15 protein-coding genes are annotated in these 21,966 nt (G+C 71.0%); 8 read left to right on the forward strand and 7 right to left on the reverse strand.

Translation table 11 applies throughout. The features are described 5' to 3' along the window. Positions 1-24 precede the first annotated feature (24 nt). Entirely contained in the window at positions 25-732 is a 708-nt protein-coding gene (gene lexA, locus AB0K67_RS29915) for a transcriptional repressor LexA (protein ID WP_364067022.1), read from the forward strand. A gap of 925 nt (positions 733-1,657) precedes the next feature. Here lexA and AB0K67_RS29920 read toward each other — a convergent pair. Both AB0K67_RS29920 and AB0K67_RS29925 read right to left on the reverse strand, forming a co-directional pair. Beyond that, positions 1,658-3,043 (reverse strand): family 43 glycosylhydrolase, encoded by a 1,386-nt coding sequence (locus AB0K67_RS29920; protein ID WP_364067024.1) that lies wholly within the window; start codon positions 3,041-3,043, stop codon positions 1,658-1,660. Positions 3,044-3,227: 184 nt separating this feature from the next. Further along, complete coding sequence (locus AB0K67_RS29925) at positions 3,228-4,076, reverse strand: aminoglycoside adenylyltransferase domain-containing protein (RefSeq protein WP_364067026.1); 849 nt, start codon at positions 4,074-4,076, stop codon at positions 3,228-3,230. A gap of 101 nt (positions 4,077-4,177) precedes the next feature. Here AB0K67_RS29925 and AB0K67_RS29930 point away from each other — a divergent pair, with 101 nt between their 5' ends. Further along, a complete protein-coding gene (locus AB0K67_RS29930) occupies positions 4,178-5,251 on the forward strand; it encodes an aminotransferase class I/II-fold pyridoxal phosphate-dependent enzyme (protein WP_364067027.1) in 1,074 nt (357 codons plus the stop codon). Between the two features lie 160 nt (positions 5,252-5,411). Here the strand turns inward: AB0K67_RS29930 and AB0K67_RS29935 are convergent, their stop codons facing one another. After that, positions 5,412-8,573, reverse strand: coding sequence for a PDZ domain-containing protein (locus AB0K67_RS29935; RefSeq protein WP_364067028.1), 3,162 nt, complete (start codon positions 8,571-8,573; stop codon positions 5,412-5,414). Between the two features lie 150 nt (positions 8,574-8,723). On the opposite strand from AB0K67_RS29935, the gene AB0K67_RS29940 reads away from it, so the two are divergent. Together AB0K67_RS29940 and AB0K67_RS29945 are read left to right on the forward strand one after the other, a co-directional pair. After that, positions 8,724-9,152, forward strand: a complete 429-nt coding sequence (locus tag AB0K67_RS29940) for a hypothetical protein (protein WP_364067030.1) — start codon at positions 8,724-8,726, stop codon at positions 9,150-9,152. A gap of 49 nt (positions 9,153-9,201) precedes the next feature. After that, positions 9,202-10,170: a TIGR03557 family F420-dependent LLM class oxidoreductase gene (locus tag AB0K67_RS29945; RefSeq protein WP_364067031.1), complete on the forward strand. Its 969-nt coding sequence runs from the start codon at positions 9,202-9,204 to the stop codon at positions 10,168-10,170. A gap of 1 nt (position 10,171) precedes the next feature. Here AB0K67_RS29945 and leuS read toward each other — a convergent pair whose 3' ends face one another. Next, positions 10,172-12,643: a leucine--tRNA ligase gene (gene leuS, locus AB0K67_RS29950; protein ID WP_364067202.1), complete on the reverse strand. Its 2,472-nt coding sequence runs from the start codon at positions 12,641-12,643 to the stop codon at positions 10,172-10,174. Positions 12,644-13,089: 446 nt separating this feature from the next. Between leuS and AB0K67_RS29955 the strand changes: the two genes are divergently transcribed. Then, positions 13,090-14,982 (forward strand): hypothetical protein, encoded by a 1,893-nt coding sequence (locus AB0K67_RS29955; protein ID WP_364067032.1) that lies wholly within the window; start codon positions 13,090-13,092, stop codon positions 14,980-14,982. A 12-nt stretch (positions 14,983-14,994) separates the two neighbouring features. Here AB0K67_RS29955 and AB0K67_RS29960 read toward each other — a convergent pair whose 3' ends face one another. From AB0K67_RS29960 to AB0K67_RS29970, 3 genes are all read right to left on the reverse strand, one after another. Then, positions 14,995-16,236, reverse strand: coding sequence for a cytochrome P450 (locus tag AB0K67_RS29960; protein WP_364067034.1), 1,242 nt, complete (start codon positions 16,234-16,236; stop codon positions 14,995-14,997). Between the two features lie 107 nt (positions 16,237-16,343). Next, positions 16,344-17,183, reverse strand: coding sequence for an alpha/beta hydrolase (locus AB0K67_RS29965; protein WP_364067035.1), 840 nt, complete (start codon positions 17,181-17,183; stop codon positions 16,344-16,346). Between the two features lie 136 nt (positions 17,184-17,319). Further along, positions 17,320-18,867 (reverse strand): GMC family oxidoreductase N-terminal domain-containing protein, encoded by a 1,548-nt coding sequence (locus AB0K67_RS29970; protein WP_364067036.1) that lies wholly within the window; start codon positions 18,865-18,867, stop codon positions 17,320-17,322. Between the two features lie 148 nt (positions 18,868-19,015). On the opposite strand from AB0K67_RS29970, the gene AB0K67_RS29975 reads away from it, so the two are divergent. From AB0K67_RS29975 to AB0K67_RS29985, 3 genes are all read left to right on the forward strand, one after another. Next, positions 19,016-20,560: a long-chain fatty acid--CoA ligase gene (locus AB0K67_RS29975; protein WP_364067037.1), complete on the forward strand. Its 1,545-nt coding sequence runs from the start codon at positions 19,016-19,018 to the stop codon at positions 20,558-20,560. Positions 20,561-20,653: 93 nt separating this feature from the next. Beyond that, positions 20,654-20,929 carry a hypothetical protein gene (locus AB0K67_RS29980; protein ID WP_364067039.1) on the forward strand — a complete coding sequence of 92 codons (276 nt, stop codon included), beginning with the start codon at positions 20,654-20,656 and terminating at the stop codon, positions 20,927-20,929. Between the two features lie 59 nt (positions 20,930-20,988). Beyond that, positions 20,989-21,942 (forward strand): phosphotransferase, encoded by a 954-nt coding sequence (locus AB0K67_RS29985; protein ID WP_364067040.1) that lies wholly within the window; start codon positions 20,989-20,991, stop codon positions 21,940-21,942. Positions 21,943-21,966 lie beyond the last annotated feature (24 nt).

The raw sequence follows: 21,966 nt of genomic DNA on the forward strand, positions 1-21,966 counted from the left end.
GGCCGCCAGGCGAGGAGGAAGAGCATGACCGAGCGGGATGGCACAAACGGGGTCAATGACCTCGCGGTGCGCCGACGAGACGCGCTGGGCTTGACACCTAGGCAGCGCAAGATCCTCGAGGTGATCCGCGACTCGGTGCAGCAGCGCGGATATCCGCCCTCCATGCGTGAGATCGGCGAGGCGGTGCAGCTGACCAGCACGTCCAGCGTGTCGCACCAGCTCACCGCCCTTCAGCGTAAGGGTTACCTGCGGCGCGATCCGCACCGCCCGCGCGCCTTGGAGGTCCGCCTCCCGGGCGAGCCGGTGCTGTGGGTCGACCCCGACGCGGGCACCGAGGAGCCCACGGTCAACCGCCCGACCGCCGCCTACGTCCCGCTCGTCGGCCGCATCGCCGCCGGTGGCCCGATCCTCGCCGAAGAGAGCGTCGAAGACGTCTTCGCGCTGCCCAAGCAGCTCGTCGGTGAGGGCACGCTGTTCCTCCTCCAGGTCACCGGTGACTCGATGATCGAGGCCGCTATCGCCGACGGTGACTGGGTGGTCGTACGCCAGCAGCCCGTCGCGGAGAGCGGCGACATCGTGGCCGCGATGATCGACGGCGAGGCCACAGTGAAGACCTTCAAGCGGAAGGACGGCCACGTCTGGCTCGTCCCCCACAACCCCAACTACGAGCCGATCCCCGGTGACGAGGCCAGCGTGCTGGGCAAGGTGGTAGCGGTACTCCGCCGCCTCTGACCTCCTGGTCTCTCCTCACTCGGGTCCCACTCGTATCTGACTCTTCGCGGGAAGGGTCTCGTGGTGTGCGTCTCCTAACGCGGGGCGGTGTCTCCACCTCCCCTGCGGGCGGTGTCCCAACGTCTCCACGCGGGGGCGGTGTCTCCACCTCTCCGCCGTCGGTGCGTTCCTGACGTCTGCAGGTCGGGCGGCGTCCGGTCCCCGCGGTACATGTCCAGTTCGGGCGGCGGTACGTCTAGGGGCCAGTCCGGGTGGCTGTACGTCCAGTCCGGTCCAGGCGGTGCACGGCCAGTCCGAGCGGCGGCGCGTCCGGTACAGGCGGTGTACGGCCAGTCCGAGCGGCGGCGCGTCCGGTCAAGGCGGTGTACGTCGGGTCCGGGTGTACGTCGGGTCCGGGCGGCGGTGCGTCCCGTCCGGACGGCGATGCTTCCGGTCCGGGCGGCGTCTGCGGTACTGGACGCCTGCGCGTTCGCGGTGTCTGCGCCGTCAGTGCGGCTGCGGCGTTTGGGCGTCGGGACGTTCGTGGTGTCTCTGCGCGCCCAAGCGGTGTCTGCGCACCCGAGCGGTGTCCGTCCGCCCAGGCGGTGTCCGTCCGTGCAAGCGATGTCCGCACACCAAGCGGTGCCTGTACGCCCAGGCGGTTTCCGTTCGCGCAGGCGCTCTCCCGTCCGCGCAGGCGGCGTCCGTCCGAGCAGAGGGTGTTCCTCCGCGCGGGCGGCGACGTGCGTCACGAGACCGTTTCCGATCGCTCGCCGAGGTACAGCCGAGGTACATCCTCCTCTCGTGCCTCCGCCTGTCGCACAGCTTCGCGGTCCCGATGTCGCATGGGTGACCGGGCCGGCGGTTCCTCGCGCTTCCTGGTGTCGCTGCTCTTCCGCGCTCTGGTGCCGCCGGCCCTGGCCACCCTTGTCCGCCGCCCCGGCGTTCACTCCAAGATGAAGCTGGCGCTGCTGCGGAACGCGCTCGTCCCGTCGTCCCGCTCCACCAACACCGTCCCCGCCCGGTGCCGCAGGTAGTAGCCGGGATAGTTGACCGACTCGAACGAGACGGTGCCGCTGCCGGCCAGACCGCTGCGCCGGATGAACGAGGCGTCCGCGTCGAACAGGGCGGAGCCGTCCCGCTGGTGCACCCACGTTTCGAAGTTGCGGTGCCGCAGGTAGTAGCCGGGGAAGTTGGCCGACTCCAGAGAGACGGTGCCGCTGCCGGACAGCCCGCTGACGATTCTGAACTGTGAGTCGGCCAGCGGCGTGACGTCGCTCTCCAGGCGGGCACGGAACTCCCAGTGCCGTACGGCCGCCCCGGCCACGTCGTACGCCATGAGCCGCACCGGCGTGACCCCGTCCGCCACGGGGATGCCGAAGTCGGGCGTGCCGTCGGAGCGCCAGTACACCTTCTGTACGCGGGTGCGCCGGTTCGGGTCGTTGAGCGGGTCGCCGGAGATGTCCCGGTAGTTCCGGTCGTGGTAGACGAGGAGGTCGCTCTGCCCGTCCTCGGAGATGGTGAAGGAGTTGTGCCCCGGCCCGTACTGGCTGGTGGCGGCGTTGCTGGCGAAGACGGGCGTCTGGCTCTTGGTCCACGACGACGCCTGCAGCAGGTCGGCGGAGGCGGAGGCGGTGAGCAGGCCGATGCAGTAGTTGGCGTCGGTGGCGCTCGCGGAGTACGTCAGGAAGATCCGCCCGTTGCGCTGCAGCACGGCGGGCCCTTCCGCGACCTTGTAGCCGCGCGTCTCCCACGCCAGCGTGGGCACGGTGAGCCGGGTGACGGGACCGGTGATGGTCCACGGGTCGGCGCCCATCCGCGCGAGGTAGAGGTTGGAGTTGGTGGCGATGCCCGGCTCCTGCTGCGCCCAGAGCAGGTAGCGCACGCCGCCCGCGACGAAAGTGGTGGCGTCGAGCGAGAACGTGTCCCACGGGGTGACGATGCGGCCGCGCTCGGTCCAGGTGCCGGTCAGGGGGTTGGCGGCGGCGTTCTCCAGGACGTACATGCGGATGCGCCAGACGTCGTCGGCGCGGCCCGCGGCGAAGTAGACGTACCACTTGCCGTTGATGAAGTGGATCTCGGGTGCCCAGATGTGGGCGCCCATCTCGCCGGTGGTGTGCCGCCGCCAGATGACGGTCTCGGGGGCGGTGGCCAGGCCCTGGATGGTGGTGGCGCGGCGCAGGACGATGCGGTCGTACTCGGGGACGGTGGCGGTGAAGTAGTAGTAGCCGTCGGTGTGCCGGAAGATGTGCGGGTCGGCGCGCTGGGCGGCGATGGGGTTGGTGTACTGCACGGCCGGGGAGGCGTGGGCGGCGCCCGGTGGAAGGATCACGAGGAGCATTGTGGCCAAGAGCAGGCCGAGGGCTGTCCGTAAGAGTGCGGTCATAGGCGTCCTTTCGATCACGCGGCCCGGCCGGGAGCCCCGGGCGTGGAAGGGAGCTGGTGTTAGCGCTAACACTGCGCCACCGGGTTCCGCGTCGTCGGGATCGCATTCGTACCCCGAGCCCGAGGCCCGGTCAATCCCCCCGCGCCTGGTACAGCCGGTGCCCCGCCGTGATCACCTGATCGGCGAACTCCAGTACGTCCCGCCGCCGCTCGAACGGCGAGCCGTACAGCGAGCGGCGCGGCGTCCCGAAGTGCTCGGCCAGCCCCGAGACCAGCCCGGCCAGCGACGGCTGCGCGGAGTCGTCGCGGCGCAGCCGCAGCGCCTCGTTCACCACCCGGTGCCACCGCTCGGGGAACGTCTCCAGCGCGTGCAGCGCGGCGGCCGTCTTGGACGCGATCTCCCCGGTGGCCAGCGTGTAGTGCAGGCGGGAGACGCCGGTGACCACCCAGACCGTGCCGTACCCGCCGAGGCAGGTCAGCCCCCACGGCGAGACGAGGTGGGAGGCGCGGGTGACGAGCCGCCGCCAGTAACGGTCGAGGTTGCCGTCGATCCACGCGGCCAGCACGGCGGGATCGTTCCAGATCTCCAGCTCCTCGGGCTTCGGCCCCCGGCAGGTCAGCCCGTGGCGGGCGAGGGTGTGCCAGGTGACCGGGTTCGGCTCGCCGCGCCGGTTGAGCCTGCTGCCCTCGGCCTGCGGGCGCTCGCCCAGCTCGGCGGGGTCGTGGCCGAGGTCGTCCCAGGTGAGGTAGATGCCTTGGAACGGGTGGGCGCCGAGGCGGGTGTGGATGCGTTCGAGCACGCCGGGCGCGGGCGGCTCGGTGGTGACGGCCACGAAGTCGACGTCGCTGGTCTCGGGCTGGTAGTCGCCGAGCGCCGCCGAGCCTTCGAGGTAGAGCCCTTCCACCAGCCCGGGGGCCTCCGCGTCGGCCACGGAAAGGTACGTCTCGACGATGGCGCCGATCTTCGGGTGGGGAGTCATGGCCGCCCAGCCTGCCATAAGCCGCGCCACCGCCTCATCACATTGAAAGATCCTAGAATGGCCGCGTGGAGGACGCATATCCCCCAATAGACCTTAAATCAGTGCATGATGGGCTGAAGTGGGCGGCGGTGGAACCGGGCGTCATTCCCGCCTGGGTCGCCGACATGGACCTGCCCACGGCCCCCGCCGTCCAGGAGGTCCTCGCCAAGCGTGCGGCCGGCGACCTCGGCTACCCCGCCTGGCTGCTCGACCCGACCGCGGGCCCGCTGGCCGAGGCGTTCGCCGAGCGCATGTCCGCCCGGTACGGCTGGGACGCCGACCCCTCGCTCGTCCGCTCGTTCAACGATCTCAACCAGGCGCTGCAGGTGCTGCTCCAGATCTGGACGCGGCCCGGCGACGGGGTGGCCGTGCACACCCCCGCCTACCACCCGTTCCTGACCACGTTGCAGGTCATGGACCGTCCCCTCCACCCCATCCGCCTCGAACCTGACGGTGACACCTGGCGCTTCGAGGTGCCCGACCTGTCGGGCTGCCGGGTGCTGTTACTGGTCAACCCGCAGAACCCGACCGGCCGCGCCTTCACCCGCGCCGAGCTTGAGACGCTGGCCGAGTGCGCAGAACGCCACGACCTGCTGGTCATCGCGGACGAGATTCACTCCGACCTCGTGTACGAGCCGCACCGGCACATCCCGTTCGCCACCGTCCTCCCGGAACGCACGGTCACCCTCACCTCGGCGACGAAGGCGTTCAACCTGGGCGGCATCCGCTGCTCGGTCGCCCACCTCGGGCACGCGGGCGTCCGCGCCGCCCTTGAGGCACAGCCGCCCTTCGTGTACGGCTCCCCCAGCGTGTTCGGCGTCGAGGCCACGGTCGCGGCCTGGCGGCACGGGGACGCCTGGCTGGCCCAGACCCTGGCCCTGCTCGACCGCAACCGCCGCACGATCGCCGAACGGCTGCCCGGCACGTTCCGCTACCGGGTGCCTGATGCGACGTACCTGGCCTGGCTGGAGGTGGGGCGGCCGGGCATGGCGGAGGTGATCGAGCGCGAGGCCAAGGTCAAGCTGAACGACGGCGCCGGCTTCGGTCCCGGCGGCGAGCACTGCGTACGGCTCAACTTCGCGACCACCGAGGCCATACTCGACGAGATCCTCACCCGCCTGGCCACCGTGCGCTGACCCACCGGCCGGGCCGCCCGCCACAGCGCCCGGCCATGAAGGCGGCCGGGCCATGACGGCGCAGGCCCGAAGGGGCGGCCCGCCGGGAAGAGGCGGGTAGGCCGTACCGGATGCGCGGCGGCCAGGTGGCGGGCGACCGATGGCCCGGCCGGAAGGCGGGTCAGGAGGCGGGCAGCGGCGGCAGCTCGGGCGGCGTGGCGGGCGGGTTCTCCTCCAGCGCCGCCAGCGCCAGCTCGATCGCCTTGTCGAGCTGCGGGTCACGCCCGGCGACCCGGTCCTGCGGCGTGATCACCACTTCGACGTCGGGATCGACGCCGTGGTTCTCCACCCCCCAGCCGGGTCCCTCCAGCCAGAACGAGTACCGCGGCTGGGTCACCACGGTGCCGTCCACGAGCGAGTAGCGGGAGTCGATGCCGATCACGCCGCCCCACGTCCGCACGCCGACGAGCGGCCCGATCCCCCGGTTCTTGATGCCCGCGCTGAAGATGTCGCCGTCGGACCCGGCGAACTCGTCGGCGATGGCCACGACGGGCCCGCGCGGCGAGTCCTCGGGATAGCGCATGGGCCGGTAGCCGCGGACCAGCGCCCATCCGGTGACCTTGCGCGACAGCTTCTCCAGGACCAGCTCGGACAGGTGGCCTCCGCCGTTCTCCCGCGCGTCCACGATCAGCCCGTCGCAGGCGATCTCGGTGTGCAGGTCGCGGTGGAACTGCGCCCACCCGGGCGCCTGCATGTCGGGGATGTGCAGGTAGCCGAGCCGCCCGCCGGACGCCTCCTTGACGTACGCGCGGCGACCGGCCACCCAGTCGTGGTAGCGCAGCGGGGTCTCGTCGTCGATCGGGGTGACCACGACCCGGCGCACGTCCCCGCCCGATGCGGGCCGCACGGTCAGCTCGACGGGCTGGTTCGCGGTGCCGGCCAGCAGCGCGAGCGGCCCGCGTACCGGATCGACCGGGCGTCCGCCGACGGCGACGATCGCGTCGCCGGGACGGACCGCGACGCCGGGGGCGAGCAGCGGCGAGCGCGCGGCGTGGTCGGACGTCTCGCCGGGCAGGATGCGGGTGACGCGCCAGACGCCGTCCTCGTCCCTGGTCAGGTCGGCGCCGAGCAGGCCCTGGCGGCGGCGCGGGTCGGAGCCGCCGCCCGAGCCGATGGCGTAGGCGTGGGAGGTGCCCAGCTCGCCCTGCGTCTCCCAGAGCAGGTCGATCAGCTCGGAGTGCGCGCCGATGCGCTCGACGAGCGGCTCGTAGCGGTCGAGCACGCCCTGCCAGTCGATGCCGCCCATGTCGGCGCGCCAGAAGTGGTCGCGCATGAGGCGGCCGGCCTCGCGGAAGCCCTGGCGCCACTCGGCCACCGGGTCGATCTGCACGTTGATCCGGTCGAGGTCGATGGTGACGGCCTCGTCGCCCTCGCTCGCGGCCCTGGTCTGCAGGCCGTTCTTGCCGTTGGTGACGAGCCGGGAGCCGTCGCCGCTGACCTCGAACGAGCGCACCTCCCTGGTCAGCTCCGACTTGGAGCGCTTCTTGAGGTCGTAGCGTTCGAGCACGATCTCGTGGTTCTGCTCGCTGCCGTCGCCGAGCCGGCCGGCGACCGGGTAGCGCAGCCAGAGCAGCGCGTCCTTGGCGGCGCGCAGGTTGCCGTAGCGGGCGGCCTGCACCGGCACGGGAACCACGCGGTCGAAGATCCCCTCGGCGTCCACCTCGGTGCGCGGCGGCGCGTCGTCGCTCTGTTTGTCGTCGCCCTTGGCGGGCTTGTCGTCCTCGCCGTTGAAGCCGCGCCCCTGGAGCGAGGGGTCGAACGGCGAGGGCGTGGTGGCCTGCAGCGGCAGGATGTACGGCCGGACCCCGTACGGGAAGGACACGTCGAACACGTGCGTGTCGTAGACGGGGTCGAACGTGCGCGCGGACAGGAACGCGAGGTGCTTGCCGTCCTTGGTGAAGACGGGGCTGTAGTCGCTGAACCTGGCGGGGGTGGCCTCGATGACCGAGCTGCCGTCCACGCGGCCCAGCTTGATCTGCGTCAACAGCTCCTCGTGCGGGAACTCCCAGGCCAGCCAGCCGGAGTCGGGCGAGAACGTCAGGCCGGAGATGTCGCCCTGGTCGGTGCGGTCCAGCTCCCTGATGTTCCCGCTCTCCACGTCCACGACGAGCAGCCGCCCGTCGTGACTGGCGACGGCGACGTGCTTGCCGTCGGGTGCGGCGGCCAGCTCCAGCACGCGGCCGAGCTGCCCCGCGGCCAGCGTGCTGATCTCGCCGCCGGGGGTGCCGATCTCCAGGGCGTCCTCGCCGGTGGCGTCGGAGATCCACACGGCCTTGCCGTCGGCGTCGAGCACGCGCGGCAGCCGTACGCGGACGCCGGGCTCGGCGCGCAGCACGCCCGCGGGGCCGTCGCGGTGGGTCACCCAGTGGGCCGTGCCGCGGATCTCGACGGCGCTGGCCCGGCCGGTGGCGTCCGGCGCGTACGAGCCCACCCGCAGCGGCGCGGGCCGCTTGGCGCGCCCGGGCCGGGGACCGCCGAGCCGCACGTCCAGCTTGTACGGCTCGGCGTCCAGGCTCTCCAGCAGCCACAGGTCACCGGCGTGCGAGTAGATCACCCGCTGCCCGTCGCTGGTGGCGTGGCGGGCGTAGAACTCTTCGTGTGAGGTGTGCTTGCGCAGGTCGGAGCCGTCGGGCAGGGACGAGTAGACGTTGCCGACGCCGTCGATGTCGGCCAGGAAGACCAGCCGGTCGCCGACCCAGCTCACCGACCAGTACTGGGCGGTGCTGTCGGCGAACAGCCGGACGAACTCGCCGCTGCCCTCGGCGTCCACCCAGATCTTGCCGGCGGTGCCGCCCCGGTAGCGCTTCCAATGGGAGGGCTCGCGCCACAGCGACGACACGGTGGCGACCCGCGTTCCGTCCACGGCGGCGTCGCTGACCCACCCGTACGGCAACCGCGTGGCCGGCCCGCCGTCAAGCGGCACCGCGTACGCCCAGCGCCGCGAGAACGAGCTTTCCCCGGCCGCGCTGACCGCCAGCACGTCACCACCGGGGGTCCAGCCGCGCACCACAGTGGCGGCCGCCCCGCCCCAGTAGGTGAGCCGCTCGCCCTCCGGCCCGTCGAGCTCGGCGGCGAACACCTCGGCGGCGCCCTCCTTGGTGCTGGTCCACGCGATGCGGCTGCCGTCGGTGGAGAATCGCGGATTGGAGACCGGCACGCGGTCGGCCGTGAAGCGCCAGGCTCTCCCTCCCTCCAGCGGGGCCAGCCAGACGTCGTCGTCGGCGACGAAGGTGACCAGGTCACCGTGCAGGTGCGGGTATCTCAGGTATGCGCCATTTGTCACCCCTGCACATTAATCGCCGACGCCAAGCGAAGCCCAAGAATTCTTCCACCCGAGGGCACGTCACACCCAGGGAAATCCCAAGGTCGGGATGTACGCAGCCCCCAAGGGAAGGGGACGCCTGCCCATTTTTCCCGACCTTGTGAGGCACCGATGAGGATCTTCACCCGCGCCCACCACATGCCCACCCGCCTGGCCGCCGGGGCCGTCATCCTGAACTCGGGGATCGACATGCTCGGGGCCGACGAGGGTGCCGCGGCGGGTCTGCACGGCATGGCGGCCACGACGTACCCGTTCCTGGGGAAGATGGAGCCGGCGAAGTTCGTCCGGCTGCTGGCGCGCGGCGAGATCGCGCTCGGGGCGGCGCTGCTCGCGCCGTTCGTGCCGTCGCTGCTGGCCGGTGCGGCGCTCACCGGCTTCGCGGCAGGGCTGGTCGGCCTCTACCTGCGCACGCCCGGCATGCGCAAGGAGGGCAGCCTGCGCCCGAGCCATGAGGGCATCGGCGTGGTCAAGGACGTGTGGCTGCTGGGCATCGGGCTGAGCCTGGTGATCGAGGAACTGTGCGAGCGCGACCATCATTGATCTCCGCTTCGCCGCCGCTAATGTGAGCAAAGCGGGGTAGCCGGGACGCATGGTACAGATCGGCTACACCTTGATGTCCGAGCAGACGCCGGCCCACGAGCTGGTCGGCTACGCCGCGGCGGCCGAGCGGATCGGCTTCGACTTCGCCGTCATCTCCGACCACTATTTCCCCTGGCTTGAGGAGATGGGGCATTCGCCCTACTGCTGGTCGGTGCTCGGCGCGGCCGCCCAGGTGACCGAGCGGCTGCCGCTCATGACGTACGTGACCTGCCCGATCATGCGCTACCACCCGGCGGTGGTGGCGCAGAAGGCCGCCACGATGGGCGTGCTGAGCAAGGGGCGCTTCACCCTCGGGCTCGGCGCGGGCGAGAACCTCAACGAGCATGTGATCGGCGAGGGCTGGCCGCCGGTGGACACCCGGCACCGCATGTTCGCCGAGGCCGTGCTGATCATCAAGAAGCTGTTCAGCGGCGAGTACGTCACCCACCAGGGCGAGTTCTACGACGTGGACTCCGCCAAGCTGTACGACCTGCCGGACGAGCCCGTCCCCATCGGCATCGCCGCATCAGGCGGCCAGTCGGCCGAGCTGGCCGCCCAGTATGGCGACGTGCTGGTCATCAACGAGCCGATGACCGAGGTGGTGCGGCAGTTCAAGGCCGCGGGCGGGGAGGGCAAGCCGGTCTACGGCCAGCTCGCCATCTCCTACGACACCGACCGCGACGCCGCGATCCAGCGCCCGCACGAGCTGTGGCGCTGGTCGAGCGTCGGCGGCTGGAAGGTCATGGCCGAGCTGCCCGGCCCGGTGAACTTCGCCGCCGCGACGAAAACGGTCCGCCCCGAGGACGTGACCGAGAGCGTGCCGTGCGGCGACGACGTCGAGGCCGTCGTGCGGGGCATCAGGAAGTTCGCCGACGCCGGGTTCACCCACGTGGCGCTCGTGCAGATCGGGCACGACCGGCAGCAGCACTTCTTCGACTGGGCCGAGAAGGAGCTGCTGCCGGCCCTGCGCGAGGTGTGACCTACGGGACGATGTTGACCAGCTTGGGCGCCCGGACGATCACCTTGCGCGGCGCGCCGTTCAGGTAACCGGCGACCTTCTCCGAGGCCAGGGCCAGCTCGCGCAGCTCGGCCTCGGTGATGTCGGGCGAGACCTCCAGCCGGTCGCGTACCTTGCCCGCCACCTGCACCACGCAGGTGACCGACTCCTGCACCAGCAGCGCGGGGTCGGCCTCCGGCCACCCGGCGAACGCCACGAAACCGGTGCGGCCCAGCCGCTCCCAGCCCTCCTCGGCGGTGTAGGGGGTGACCAGCGACAGCATGATCGCCAGCGTCTCGGCGGCCTCGCGCACCGCCGGGTCGGCGGGGCCGGGGCCGGAGTCGATGGCCTTGCGGGTGGCCGAGGTCAGCTCCATCATGCGCGCCACGGCGACGTTGAAGCGCTGAGCCTCGATCAGCTTGGTGACCTCGTCGATCGTGCGGTGGGTCACCTTGCGCAGCTCGGCGTCACCGCCGTCGAACGCGACACCCGGCTCGCTGGTGACGTCGGACATCACGCGCAGCGCCCTGGCCAGGAACTTCTGCGAGGCCGCCGGTGAGACGTCGGCCCAGTCGATGTCGTCCTCCGGCGGACCGGCGAAGATCATCGTCAGGCGTACCGCGTCGACGCCGAACTCGTCGATCTGCTGGCCCAGGTCCACGCCGTTGCCCAGGGACTTCGACATGGCCTTGCCGCCGTTGATCACCTGCCCTTGGTTCAGCATGCGCATGAACGGCTCGGTGAAGTCGACCATGCCCATGTCGTACAGGACCTTGGTGAAGAAGCGGGAGTACAGCAGGTGCAGCACCGCGTGCTCGATGCCGCCGACGTACTGGTCGATCGGCCCCCACTTGCGCACCTGCTCGGGGTCGAACGGGCCTTCGGTGTAGCCCGGCGAGCAGTAGCGCAGGAAGTACCACGACGAGTCGACGAAGGTGTCCATCGTGTCGGTGTCGCGCTTGGCGGGACCCGAGCACTTGGGGCACTCGACGTTGACCCACTCGGTGGCGCTGGCCAGCGGGGAGACGCCCTTGGGCGCCAGCGCCTCGCCGCGCATGTCGGGCAGCGTGACCGGCAGCTGCTCGTCGGGGACGGGCACCTCGCCGCAGTCGGGGCAGTGGATGATCGGGATCGGCGTGCCCCAGAACCGCTGGCGCGACAGCAGCCAGTCGCGCAGCCGGTAGTTGACCGCGCCGCGGCCCTTGCCCTCGGCCTCCAGGATCTCGATGATCTTCCGGATGGCCTCGGATTTCGACAGGCCGTCCAGCGGGCCGGAGTTGACCAGGGTGCCCTCGCCCGGCGTGGCCACGCCGGTCTCGCCGGGGTCGGCCAGGCCGGTGTGGACGACGACCTTCACCGGCAGGTCGAACTTGCGGGCGAAGTCCAGGTCGCGCTGGTCGTGGGCGGGCACCGCCATGATGGCGCCGTGGCCGTAGTCGGACAGCACGTAGTCGGCCGCCCAGACCGGGATGCGCTCGCCGTTGACCGGGTTGATCGCGTACCGGCCCAGGAAGACGCCGGTCTTCTCCTTCTCGGTGGACAGGCGCTCGATGTCGCTCAGCTTGGCCACCTCGGCGCGGTAGGCCTCGAACGCCGGGCGCTGCTCGTCGGTGACGATCTCGTCGGCCAGCGCCGCGTCGGCGGCGACCACGAAGAACGTGGCGCCGTACAGGGTGTCGGGGCGCGTGGTGTAGACCGTGACGGGCTCGTCGCGGCCCTCGATCTCGAACTGCACGTCGGCGCCCTCGGAGCGGCCGATCCAGTTGCGCTGCATGGTCAGCAGCCGCTCGGGCCAGCCGGTCAGCTGGTCCATGTCGTCCAGCAGGCGCTGCGCGTAGTCAGTGATCTTGAAGTACCACTGCGTCAGCTCGCGCCTGATGACGTCGGCGCCGCAGCGCTCGCACTTGCCGCCCACGACCTGCTCGTTGGCCAGCACCGTCTGGTCGTTGGGGCACCAGTTGACCAGGCCGCCCTTGCGGTAGGCCAGCCCGCGCTCGAAGAAGCGGATGAACAGCCACTGGTTCCAGCGGTAGTAGTCGGGGTCGCTGGTGTGCAGGCGGCGCGACCAGTCGAAGGAGACGGCGTAGCGGCGGAACGAGTTGGCCTGCGTCTCGATGTTGGCGTAGGTCCACTCGGCGGGGTGCGCGTTGCGCTTGATCGCGGCGTTCTCGGCGGGCAGGCCGAAGGAGTCCCAGCCGATCGGGTGCAGGACGTTGTAGCCCTTCTGCATCCAATAGCGGGCTACGACATCGCCGATGGCGAACACCTCGCCGTGGCCCATGTGGAGGTCACCCGAGGGGTAGGGGAACATGTCCAGCATGTAGCGGCGCTCGCGGGGGTCCGCGGGGTCTTCGCTGGCACGGTAGGGTTCTTGTTCCTCCCATCGCTGCTGCCACTTGGCCTGCAGCGCCTGCGGGTCATACTCACTCACGGCTACTGCCCTTCTGGACTTGATTCGGACCCATAAGAAAACCCCTCGTGCACACAACGAGGGGTGGAGCCGCGACGGCGAGAACTTCAGGGCCGTCGCGGCCCGCTAAGAAGCAGGGTCGCGGAACGCATGTGTCAAGCCTAGCGCACGTCTTCGGCTGATTGCAGGCACTCGGCAGGGCTCTGCGGGCACAATGGATCCTTCAGGTCCGGCGAGACCTGATGGTGATGTATCCGTTGTGACCTCATTCGTCCCGTAAGAATAGCCTTGTCGCCGTGGTGTACCCAGCTGAGCGAGATAGACCGGAGAACGACCTGCCCCTGCAGGATCCGCCTACCGATCCGCATGGCTTCGCTCGTTTCGCTGCGGAACCACCGGGGTCTCCTGGAAAATCCCATGGGATCATGCGTGACACGTCAAATCCGGATATAACGGGACATCCGGACACGAACTCGGGAGGACCGGCGGCAATGGCAACGGAGAACTCCGGACCTCATATGCCCTCGTCCTGGCCCGAGCCGCCCAGGCGCGAGACGCCTCCCGCGCCCGCCTGGCCCGAGCCGCCCGCGGCCGAGGCGCCCACCTCCTGGCCTGAGCCGCCGCGGCGGACGCCGGAGCCGTCCTGGCCAGAGCCGCCGCGCAAGGACCCCTCGTGGCCCGAGCCGCCCGCCGCGCCGCGCCCCCGGGGCGCGCGCAGGGACGCCGGCGGTTACGAGCCCGCGTCCACGAGCCCCGACAACACGCGGCCCGACCTCATCGAGCCCGTCCGCCCCGAATCCGCCCGCCCCCAGCCGGGCCGGCACGACGGCGGGCTCATAGAGCGCCGTTTCGAGGACGGCCGTCCCAGCAGCGGCCCGCACGACGGCGGACGGCATGACGGCGGCCGGCACGAGGGCGGCGGCCGCGCCCCCGAGCAGCCGTCGTGGCCCGAGCAGCCGCGCGGCGGCGGATGGCCGGAGTCGTCCCCGCAGAGCGGCCCCATCACCTCATGGCCCGAGGCGAACCCGCAGGACACGCAGACGTCGTGGCCCGAGCCCGTGCCGCCGCCGCAGAGCCCCGCGGGGCCCGGCGGCTGGCCCGAGGTCTCCTCGAAGGGCACCCCGCCACCGGGGCAGCCCGCCGACCCCGTGCCCGCCTGGGCGCAGCCGCCCGCGCCGTCGCACGACGCGTGGTCCAACCTGTCCAGCCCCGCCCCGTGGCCGCCCGCCGACAAGCCGGCCGACCCGCCACCGGCGGAACGCACGGTGATGTACGACAAGAGCAACACCCCGCGACAGGACCTGCCGCCTCCCCGGCAGTCCCACGACCAGCCGCAGTCCCAGCAGCACCGGTCACATCCGGCCGACGAGCGTACGGTCACCTACGCCCAGCACACCGAGAACCTCCTCAACGAACGCGCGGTCCCCTCCACCTCCATGGATTCGACACACACCGGCTCGCCCGCCGCCGAAGACCAGTCCGCCCGCCCCGGCTCCAACCTGAGCCGCGACCCGTCAGACCCTGAGCACAGGTTCGTCACCGCCGGCCAGATCAGCGGCTCGCGCACGCCGCCGCCGGAGCGCCAGCAGGAGCTCTGGAACACGGTGTTCGGCGACAACTACCAGGCCATGGGCGAGCAGGACGACCTCGACGAGGACTCCGGCAAGCCGGTCTGGGTCTACGCGCTCGGCGGCTCGGTCGTGGTGGCGCTGGTCGCGGCGCTGCTGTGGGCGTTCCTGTGGGGCCCGCTCGCCTCCGACGACGCGGCGAGCGCAGGCGAGACGGCGGCGACGGAGGCCACCGCGTCGAAGAAGCCGACCGCCACCAAGACCGCCACGTCCATCGGCCCGCTGCCGAGGTACCCCGGCAAGGCCAGCCCCGTCACCGGCCGGCTCGCGGTCGCCTCGGCCGGCATCTCGGTGCCGCGCCTGGGCGGTGAATGGCAGCTCGACCAGCGCCCCGCCGCCACCATCAACGGCACCTACAACTTCACCCACCGCCAGTACGTGCAGGTCGCGCCGCAGCGCTACGCCGTGATCATGGCGGGCCCGCTCCAGGAGCGGATGGCCTCCTACTACGAGCAGGACAACCTGGAGCCGGTGATCAAGCAGGTGGTGCTGGACGCGCGCAAGCGGTTCTTCCCCACCGGCAACAAGGTCCGCAAGATCGCCCAGCAGCCGATCAAGGTGGGCGACCAGACCGGGCGGCTGATCGCGTACTCGCTGACCTCCGACACCGAGAAGGCGACGATCGCGACGATCGCCGTGAACACCGGAGCCGCCAAGCCGGCCATCGTGTTCATGTCGATCCCGGCCGACAAGAAGTCGCTGCTGCCCGACATCCGTACGGTGATGAACCAGATCAGGCTCACCGACGCCGGCTAGCACCCGCGCCGGCTAGAACCTGCACTCCATGTGCTTGATCCCGTTGATGAAGCTGGAGTGCAGGCGGTCGGGCTCGCCGCCCTCGATCCGCGGCACCCTGCGCAGCAGCTCGCGGAACATCACCGTGATCTCGCGCCTGGCCAGGTGAGCGCCCAGGCAGAAGTGCGGCCCCGGCCCGCCGAAGCCGACGTGCGGGTTGGGGTTGCGGGTGATGTCGAAGCGCAGCGGGTCGGGGAAGACCGACTCGTCGCGGTTGGCGGACCAGTAGAACAGCACGACCTTCAGTCCCTTGCGGTAGAGGTGGCCGTTCATCTCGTAGTCCCTGGTGAGCTTGCGGCGCATGAAGTTCACCGGGGAGGCGAGCCTGACGATCTCCTCGACCGCGCCGGGCGCGCGGCCGTCGATGTCCTCCAGCCACAGCGCGCGCTGGTCGGGGTTCTCGGTCAGCATGTGCAGGCCGTGGGAGATGGCGTTGCGGGTGGTCTCGTTGCCCGCGACGACCAGCAGGATGAAGAACGAGCCCAGCTCCTGCATGGTCAGCCGCTCGCCGTCGATATTGGCGTTCACCAGTGACGAGGTGAGATCGCCGGTGGGATGCTCGGCGCGGTGCGCGGCGAGGTCCTGGACGAGCTGCTGCAGCTCCATGCCGGCGGTGAGCAGGCGCTCGGCGATCTGGTCGAGGTCGCCGCCGGTGTACTCGGGGTCGAAACCGCCGAGGATGACGTTGGAGCGGTCGAAGACGTACTGGTAGTCCCGCTCGGGGATGCCCATCATGTCGCAGATGATCTTCAGCGGCAGGCGGGCGGCCACCTCGGTCACGAAGTCGCAGCCCGGACCCTTGGCCAGCAGGTCGTCCACGATGCCCGCGGCGGCGGCCTCCACGTCGGCCTCGAACTGCTTGATCATCTTCGGTGTGAAGGCGCGCGAGACGATCCTGCGCAGCCGCGCGTGGCGGGGATCGTCCATGTTGATCATCGAGCCGAAGTACTCGGCGAACTCCGCCGGCATGTCGGGGATGTTCGTCGCGCCTCCGTCGCCCGAGCAGAAGATCTCGGGGTTGCGGCTGGCCTCCAGGATGTCGGCGTGCTTGACCAGGGCGTAGTAGCCGGGACCCTTGGGCGCGTAGGAGATCTCCATCTCCTCGAAGAAGGCGGGGCCGTCCAGGCTGCGCAGCCGCGCGAACGCCTCCTCCCGTTCGCTCATGGGCCGGGCCCAGAAGTCGCGGTCCGACAGATCGAAGTCCAGGACGCTCATGTGGCAATCATGGGAAAAGCATCCACTTACGTCAATGCTTCTTACGTACGGTGTACGTGCGCGGCGGCAGGACCTGGCCGGCCGCGGCGAGCGGCCGCGGAGAGGCGTCAGGAGGCGGGGCCGAGCCAGTCGAGGATGAGGCGGTTGACCTCGGCGGGACGTTCGAGGTGGAGGAAGTGCCCGGCGCCGTCGACCTGCTCGGCCCGCGAGCCATCGGGCAGGTGGTTGACGGCGTCCTTGGCCAGGCCGGCGGCCAGGCAGCCGTCCTGTGCGCCGTGCAGGTAGAGGACGGGGCCGGTGACCGCAGGCTCGACGTCCGGGTAGCGGCCGGACGGCGGCGTGGTGCCGAGCATGGCGCGGTAGTAGCCGATGGCGGCGGACAGGTTGGCGGGCTCGCCGATGCTGCGCCGGACGAAGGCGAGGTCCTCGCTCGCGTCGTAGCCGGGCGACCAGTCGCGCCACAGGTTCTCGAAGAAGCCGGGGACGGCGGCGGCCTGCTCGGCCAGCGGGGTCTGGAAGAGGTAGATGTAGAACGAGCGCTTGAGCTGCTCGTAGTCGAGGAAGGCGGCGCCCATCGCGCCGGGCGGCGGCACGGCGAGCGCGACGGCGCGGCGGAAGCGGCCGGCGGTGGCGTAGACGGGGAAGGCGCCCCAGTCGTGGCCGATGATGACGGCGTCCTCGCCGCCGCCGAGCTCCTCGCGCAGGGCGCGTACGTCGGCCACCAGCGCGGCGGTCTCGTACGCGGCGTCGGCGGGGACCTCCGTGGGCGCGTAGCCGCGCATGAAGGGCGCGACCGCGCGATAGCCGCGCTCGGCCAGCGCGGGCATCAGGTGCCGCCAGGTGTGCGCGGTGTCGGGGAAGCCGTGCAGGCACAGCGCCAGCGGCCCCTCCCCCAGTGTCAGATACGCGAACTCCACACCGTTGGCGTGGATCGTCCTGATCTCCATGAGAGCGAAACCTAGCACGCGCCCTGTCGCCCGGCCCGGGCTTCTCGCCACCTGACCAGCGAGGATGCCCGCCGGTAAACCGCGGCGTCAGAACGCCGGCGGAGCCGGGCTGATGCGCGGCAGCCGGGTGAACGGCTCAAGCCTTGTGGCCTCTGATCAGGTCCGCCGCCTTCTCGCCGATCATGATGGCGGGGGCGTGGGTGTGGCCGCGGTTGAGCGTCGGCATGATCGACACGTCGGCCACCCGCAGCCCCTCCACGCCACGCACGCGCAGCGCCGGGTCCACCACCGAGCCGTCGTCGTCGCCCATCCTGCACGTCCCGACCGGGTGGTAGAGGGTCTCGGCGCGCTCGCGTACCCACCGGGCCAGCTCCTCGTCCGTCTCCGGCCCCCAGTACGGCTCCATCGGCCCGCCCGCGTACGGCTTCATCGCCTCCGTCGCGACCACCTGCTTGGCCCGCTTCAACCCCGCGACCAGCCGCCGGAGGTCGGCCTCGGCCGTCAGGTAGGCGGGGTCGATGACGACGTCGCGGCCGTTCAGCCCGACCCTGCCGCGGCTCTCCGGCTGCAGCAGCACCACGCCGACGGTCAGGCCGTGGCCGGTCGGCGGGGTGAGCCCGTGGTCCTTGAACGGCACCGGCGCGAACACCAGCTCGATGTCCGGCGCGGGCTCGTCCCGCGAGGTCCTGATGAACGCCACCGCCTCGCCCACGTTCGTGGTCAGCATGCCGGAGCGCAGCACGAGGTAGCGCAGCAGGTTGGGCAGCGACTCCGCCTTGGTCAGCGTCACCGGCTTGCGGCACTCGACGTACACGCCGGTCACCAGGTGGTCCTGGAGGTTCTTGCCGACCTCGGGCAGGTCGTGCACGACCGGCACCCCGGCGTCGCGCAGCTCGCCGGCCGCGCCGACGCCCGAACGCATCAGCAGGTACGGCGAGCCGATGGCCCCGGCCGCCAGCACCACCTCCAGCCTGGCCTTGACCTGGCGGCCGCCGCTGAGCTCGACGCCGGTCGCCCGCCTGCCGTCGAACGTCACCCGCGACACGGTGGCGCCGGTGATGACGTGCAGGTTGGGCCGGTTGCCCGCCGAGCGCAGGTAGGCGTCGGCCGAGCTCCACCGCCGGCCCCTGAGCTGGGTGACCGGGGTGGGGCTGTAGCCCTCGTTGGAGCGGCCGTTCAGCTCGGGCAGCCGGGTCATGCCCAGCTCCTCGCAGGCCCGCAGGAAGGCGGCCGTGGTCTCGTTGGGGCTGCGCAGCTCGGAGATGTAGAGCGGGCCGGAGGTGCCGTAGACGCCGCCGCGGTTGCTGCCGACGCGGTGCTCGGCCTTGTGGAAGTACGGCAGCACGTCGTCGTAGGCCCAGCCCGGGATGCCCCACTGGTCGTAGTCCTGCTGGCAGCCGCGCACCCACATCTGGGCATTCAGCGAGGACGATCCGCCCAGCACCCGGCCCCTCGGCCAGTAGAGCTCGCGGCCGGACAGCTCGCCCTGCTTGACCGTGGAGTAGTTCCAGTCGTACTCGGTCTTGAAGAGCTTGAAGAACGCCGCCGGCATGCGGATCTCCAGCTTGTCGTCCTTGCCGCCGGCCTCGATCAGCGCCACCGACAGCCCCGGATCCGCGGAGAGCCGGTTGGCCAGGACGCACCCCGCAGAGCCGGCCCCGACGATGACGTAGTCGTACTCCATTGGTCTCCTCCACGGGGCTCGATCACCTGCCCCTTGCTTACTCCACGCCCGGGGAACGCGTCCATATCCACTTGTGACCCGCGCTACCTACCGGTCGGTATGGGGGTCCTGACAAGATGACCGCGAAGCCGTTCTATAGGGAGGCGTCATGCTCAACCTGTCGATCGTCCTGGAGGACAGCGCCAGGAACACCCCCGACGGCACCGCGATCGTCTTCGGCGACATGCGGCTGCCGTACTCCATGATCGACACAGTGGCCAACCAGGTCGCGAACCTTCTGGTGGCGCGCGGTATCACCAAGGGCGACAAGGTCGCCCTCGCCTGCCCGAACCTGCCGTACTTCCCGTTCGTCTACTTCGGCATCCTCAAGGCCGGCGCCACGGTCGTACCGCTCAATGTGCTGCTGCAGTCGCGCGAGATCGCCTACCACCTCGACGACAGCGACGCCAAGGCGCTGTTCTGCTTCGAAGGCACCCCCGAGCTCCCGCTCGGCGAGCGCGGCAAGGCGGGCTTCGAGGCGGCCGAGCGCTGTGAGCACTTCTTCGTGCTGCCCGCGACCCCGCTCGCCACCGAGTCCGAGTACGGCGAGTCGATCTGGGCGGCGATCGACGGGCTGCCATCCGAGTTCGAGACCGTGCAGACCGCCCCCGACGACACGGCGGTGATCCTCTACACCTCCGGCACCACCGGCCGGCCCAAGGGCGCGGAGCTGAGCCACCAGAACATGGTGATGAACGCCATGGTCAGCGACAAGATGTTCCCCGCCGAGGAAGGCGGCGACGTCTACCTCGCGGTGCTGCCGCTCTTCCACTCCTTCGGCCAGACCGTGGTGATGAACACCGGCTTCCTGCGCGGCGCGACCGTCGTGCTGATGCCGCGCTTCGACCCCGCGGAGGCGCTGGCGACGATGCTGAAGGAGAAGGTGACGTTCTTCGCCGGCGTGCCCACGATGTACTGGGGCATGCTGACGAAGATCCACTCCGAGGGCATGGAGGTGCCGCGCTCGCTGCGGGTCGCCGTCGCGGGCGGCGCGGCCTCCCCCGTCGAGGTGCTCAACGACTTCGAGCGCACCTTCGGCATCGGCATCCTGGAGGGGTACGGGCTCTCCGAGACGTCGCCCGTCGCCAGCTTCAACCAGCCCGGCAGGCCCGCCAAGCCCGGCACCATCGGCACCCCCATCTGGGGCGTGGAGATGAAGCTGGTGGACGGCGACTGGAAGACGATCGAGGGCGAGGGCCCCGGCGAGATCGCCATCCGCGGCCACAACATCATGAAGGGCTACTACGGCAGGCCCGAGGCGACGGCCGAGGTCATGCGGGACGGCTGGTTCCGCACCGGCGACATCGCGACCCGCGACGCCGACGGCTACTACTCCATCGTCGATCGCGCCAAGGACATGATCATCCGGGGCGGCTTCAACGTCTACCCGCGCGAGCTGGAGGAGGTGCTGGTCACGCACCCCGACGTCTCGCTGGCCGCCGTCGTCGGCGTCCCCCACGAGTCGCACGGCGAGGAGATCAAGGCGTACGTCATCCGCAACCCCGGCGCGACGATCACCGAGGACGAGCTGATCGCCTGGTGCAAGGAGAACATGGCGGCCTACAAGTACCCGCGCATCATCGAGTTCCGCGACTCGCTGCCGATGACGGCCACCGGCAAGATCCTCAAGCGCGAGCTGCGCTCGGCGGGCTGAGGCCGTAAGGGCGCTCGACGGGCGCCGCCCCGGTCGTGCGGGCGGCGCCCTGCTCACGACCGGGTTCTTGATCGCGGTTGGTAGCGCGCGGGCATGCCCCTCGCCCTCTTCGACCTGGACAACACGCTGATCGACCGGCACGCCGCGTTCGAGCGCTGGGCCGCGGAGTTCGCCGCCCAGCGGCGCCTGGGCGCGGAGGCGGTGCCGTGGCTGGTGACGTGCCCTGCGGAGGTGCTGGACGGGCTCGCCCGGTTACGCGCCGCCGGATGGACGCTCGGGATCGTGACGAACGGATCGACCACGGGCTCGTGCCCCGCCCGGACGAGGCCGACCACGCCGTCACCGACGTGCTCGCCGCCACCGAGCTGATTGAGCGATCCGATCAATCGGGATGAAGGCGCGGGGCCGGTCCCGGTAGCTTGCTGGGCATGCGGGATCGGCCACAGGACTTCGATGAGGCGATGTTGCGGCCCGCGCTGAAGGCGTGGGGCGTCGATGCGGCGACGCTCGAATACGCACCTGTCGGGTTCGGCGACTACCACTGGGTGGCGGACGGCCGGGGCGGGCGCTGGTTCGTGACCGTGGTCGACGTGCGCCGGCGGGCGTACGACGAGGTGCGGCTCGCCCTGGACACGGCGGCGGAGCTGCGCGAGCAGGCCGGCCTCGACTTCGTGGTGTCACCGCTGCGCGACGACGAGGGCGCCACCCTGCGCAGGCTCGACAGCCGCCGCTACGCGATGAGCGTGTACCCGTACGTGGAGGGACGCTCGGGAGAGTTCGGCGACGAGCAGGACGACGCCGAGCGCGCGGCCGTCATCGACCTGCTCGCCGCGCTGCACGCCACCCCGCCGCCGCTGTCCGCCCCGCTCGCCCCGGTGCAGCCGTCGGGCCGCGCCCTGCTGGAGCGGCTGGCCGCGGAGGAGGACGGCGACCTGCCCTGGCTCGGCGGCCCCTACTCCGAGCCGGCCAGGGAGCTGGTCACGAGCCACGCGGGGACGCTGCGGCGGGCGCTTGAGGAGTTCGACCTGCTGGCGGAGAAGCCGGGCGAGCCGGTGGTGACGCACGGCGAGCCCCATCCCGGCAACCTGCTGCGCTCGCGCGGCCGGCTGCTGCTGGTCGACTGGGACACGGTGGGCGTGGCCGCTGCTGAGCGGGACCTGTGGCTGGTCGCCGAGACCGCCGAGGACCGCGCGCGTTACGCCGAGGCCACCGGGCGCACCCCCGACGAGCGGCTGATGACGCTCTACCGGCTGCGCTGGGCGCTGGACGACGTGGCCGACTTCGTCCGGTGGTTCCGGAGTCCGCACGCCCGCACCCCCGACGCCGCGGTGGCCTGGCAGGGGCTCAAGGACACGCTGGAGGAGCTGGCCGGCGACGCCTGACGGCCGAAAGTTTCATAGAGTTCT

It is taken from the genome of Nonomuraea sp. NPDC052634 (assembly GCF_040678535.1).
Taxonomy (GTDB): Bacteria; Actinomycetota; Actinomycetes; order Streptosporangiales; family Streptosporangiaceae; genus Nonomuraea; species Nonomuraea fastidiosa.

Bases quoted from the DNA above. Each gene is read 5' to 3' on its own strand.
- lexA (WP_364067022.1), top strand. From the start codon at position 25: ATGACCGAGCGGGATGGCACAAACGGGGTCAATGACCTCGCGGTGCGC.
- AB0K67_RS29925 (WP_364067026.1), bottom strand. From the start codon at position 4,076: ATGACTCCCCACCCGAAGATCGGCGCCATCGTCGAGACGTACCTTTCC.
- AB0K67_RS29940 (WP_364067030.1), top strand. From the start codon at position 8,724: ATGAGGATCTTCACCCGCGCCCACCACATGCCCACCCGCCTGGCCGCC.
- AB0K67_RS29945 (WP_364067031.1), top strand. From the start codon at position 9,202: ATGGTACAGATCGGCTACACCTTGATGTCCGAGCAGACGCCGGCCCAC.
- AB0K67_RS29955 (WP_364067032.1), top strand. From the start codon at position 13,090: ATGGCAACGGAGAACTCCGGACCTCATATGCCCTCGTCCTGGCCCGAG.
- AB0K67_RS29960 (WP_364067034.1), bottom strand. From the start codon at position 16,236: ATGAGCGTCCTGGACTTCGATCTGTCGGACCGCGACTTCTGGGCCCGG.
- AB0K67_RS29965 (WP_364067035.1), bottom strand. From the start codon at position 17,183: ATGGAGATCAGGACGATCCACGCCAACGGTGTGGAGTTCGCGTATCTG.
- AB0K67_RS29970 (WP_364067036.1), bottom strand. From the start codon at position 18,867: ATGGAGTACGACTACGTCATCGTCGGGGCCGGCTCTGCGGGGTGCGTC.
- AB0K67_RS29975 (WP_364067037.1), top strand. From the start codon at position 19,016: ATGCTCAACCTGTCGATCGTCCTGGAGGACAGCGCCAGGAACACCCCC.
- AB0K67_RS29980 (WP_364067039.1), top strand. From the start codon at position 20,654: ATGCCCCTCGCCCTCTTCGACCTGGACAACACGCTGATCGACCGGCAC.
- AB0K67_RS29985 (WP_364067040.1), top strand. From the start codon at position 20,989: ATGCGGGATCGGCCACAGGACTTCGATGAGGCGATGTTGCGGCCCGCG.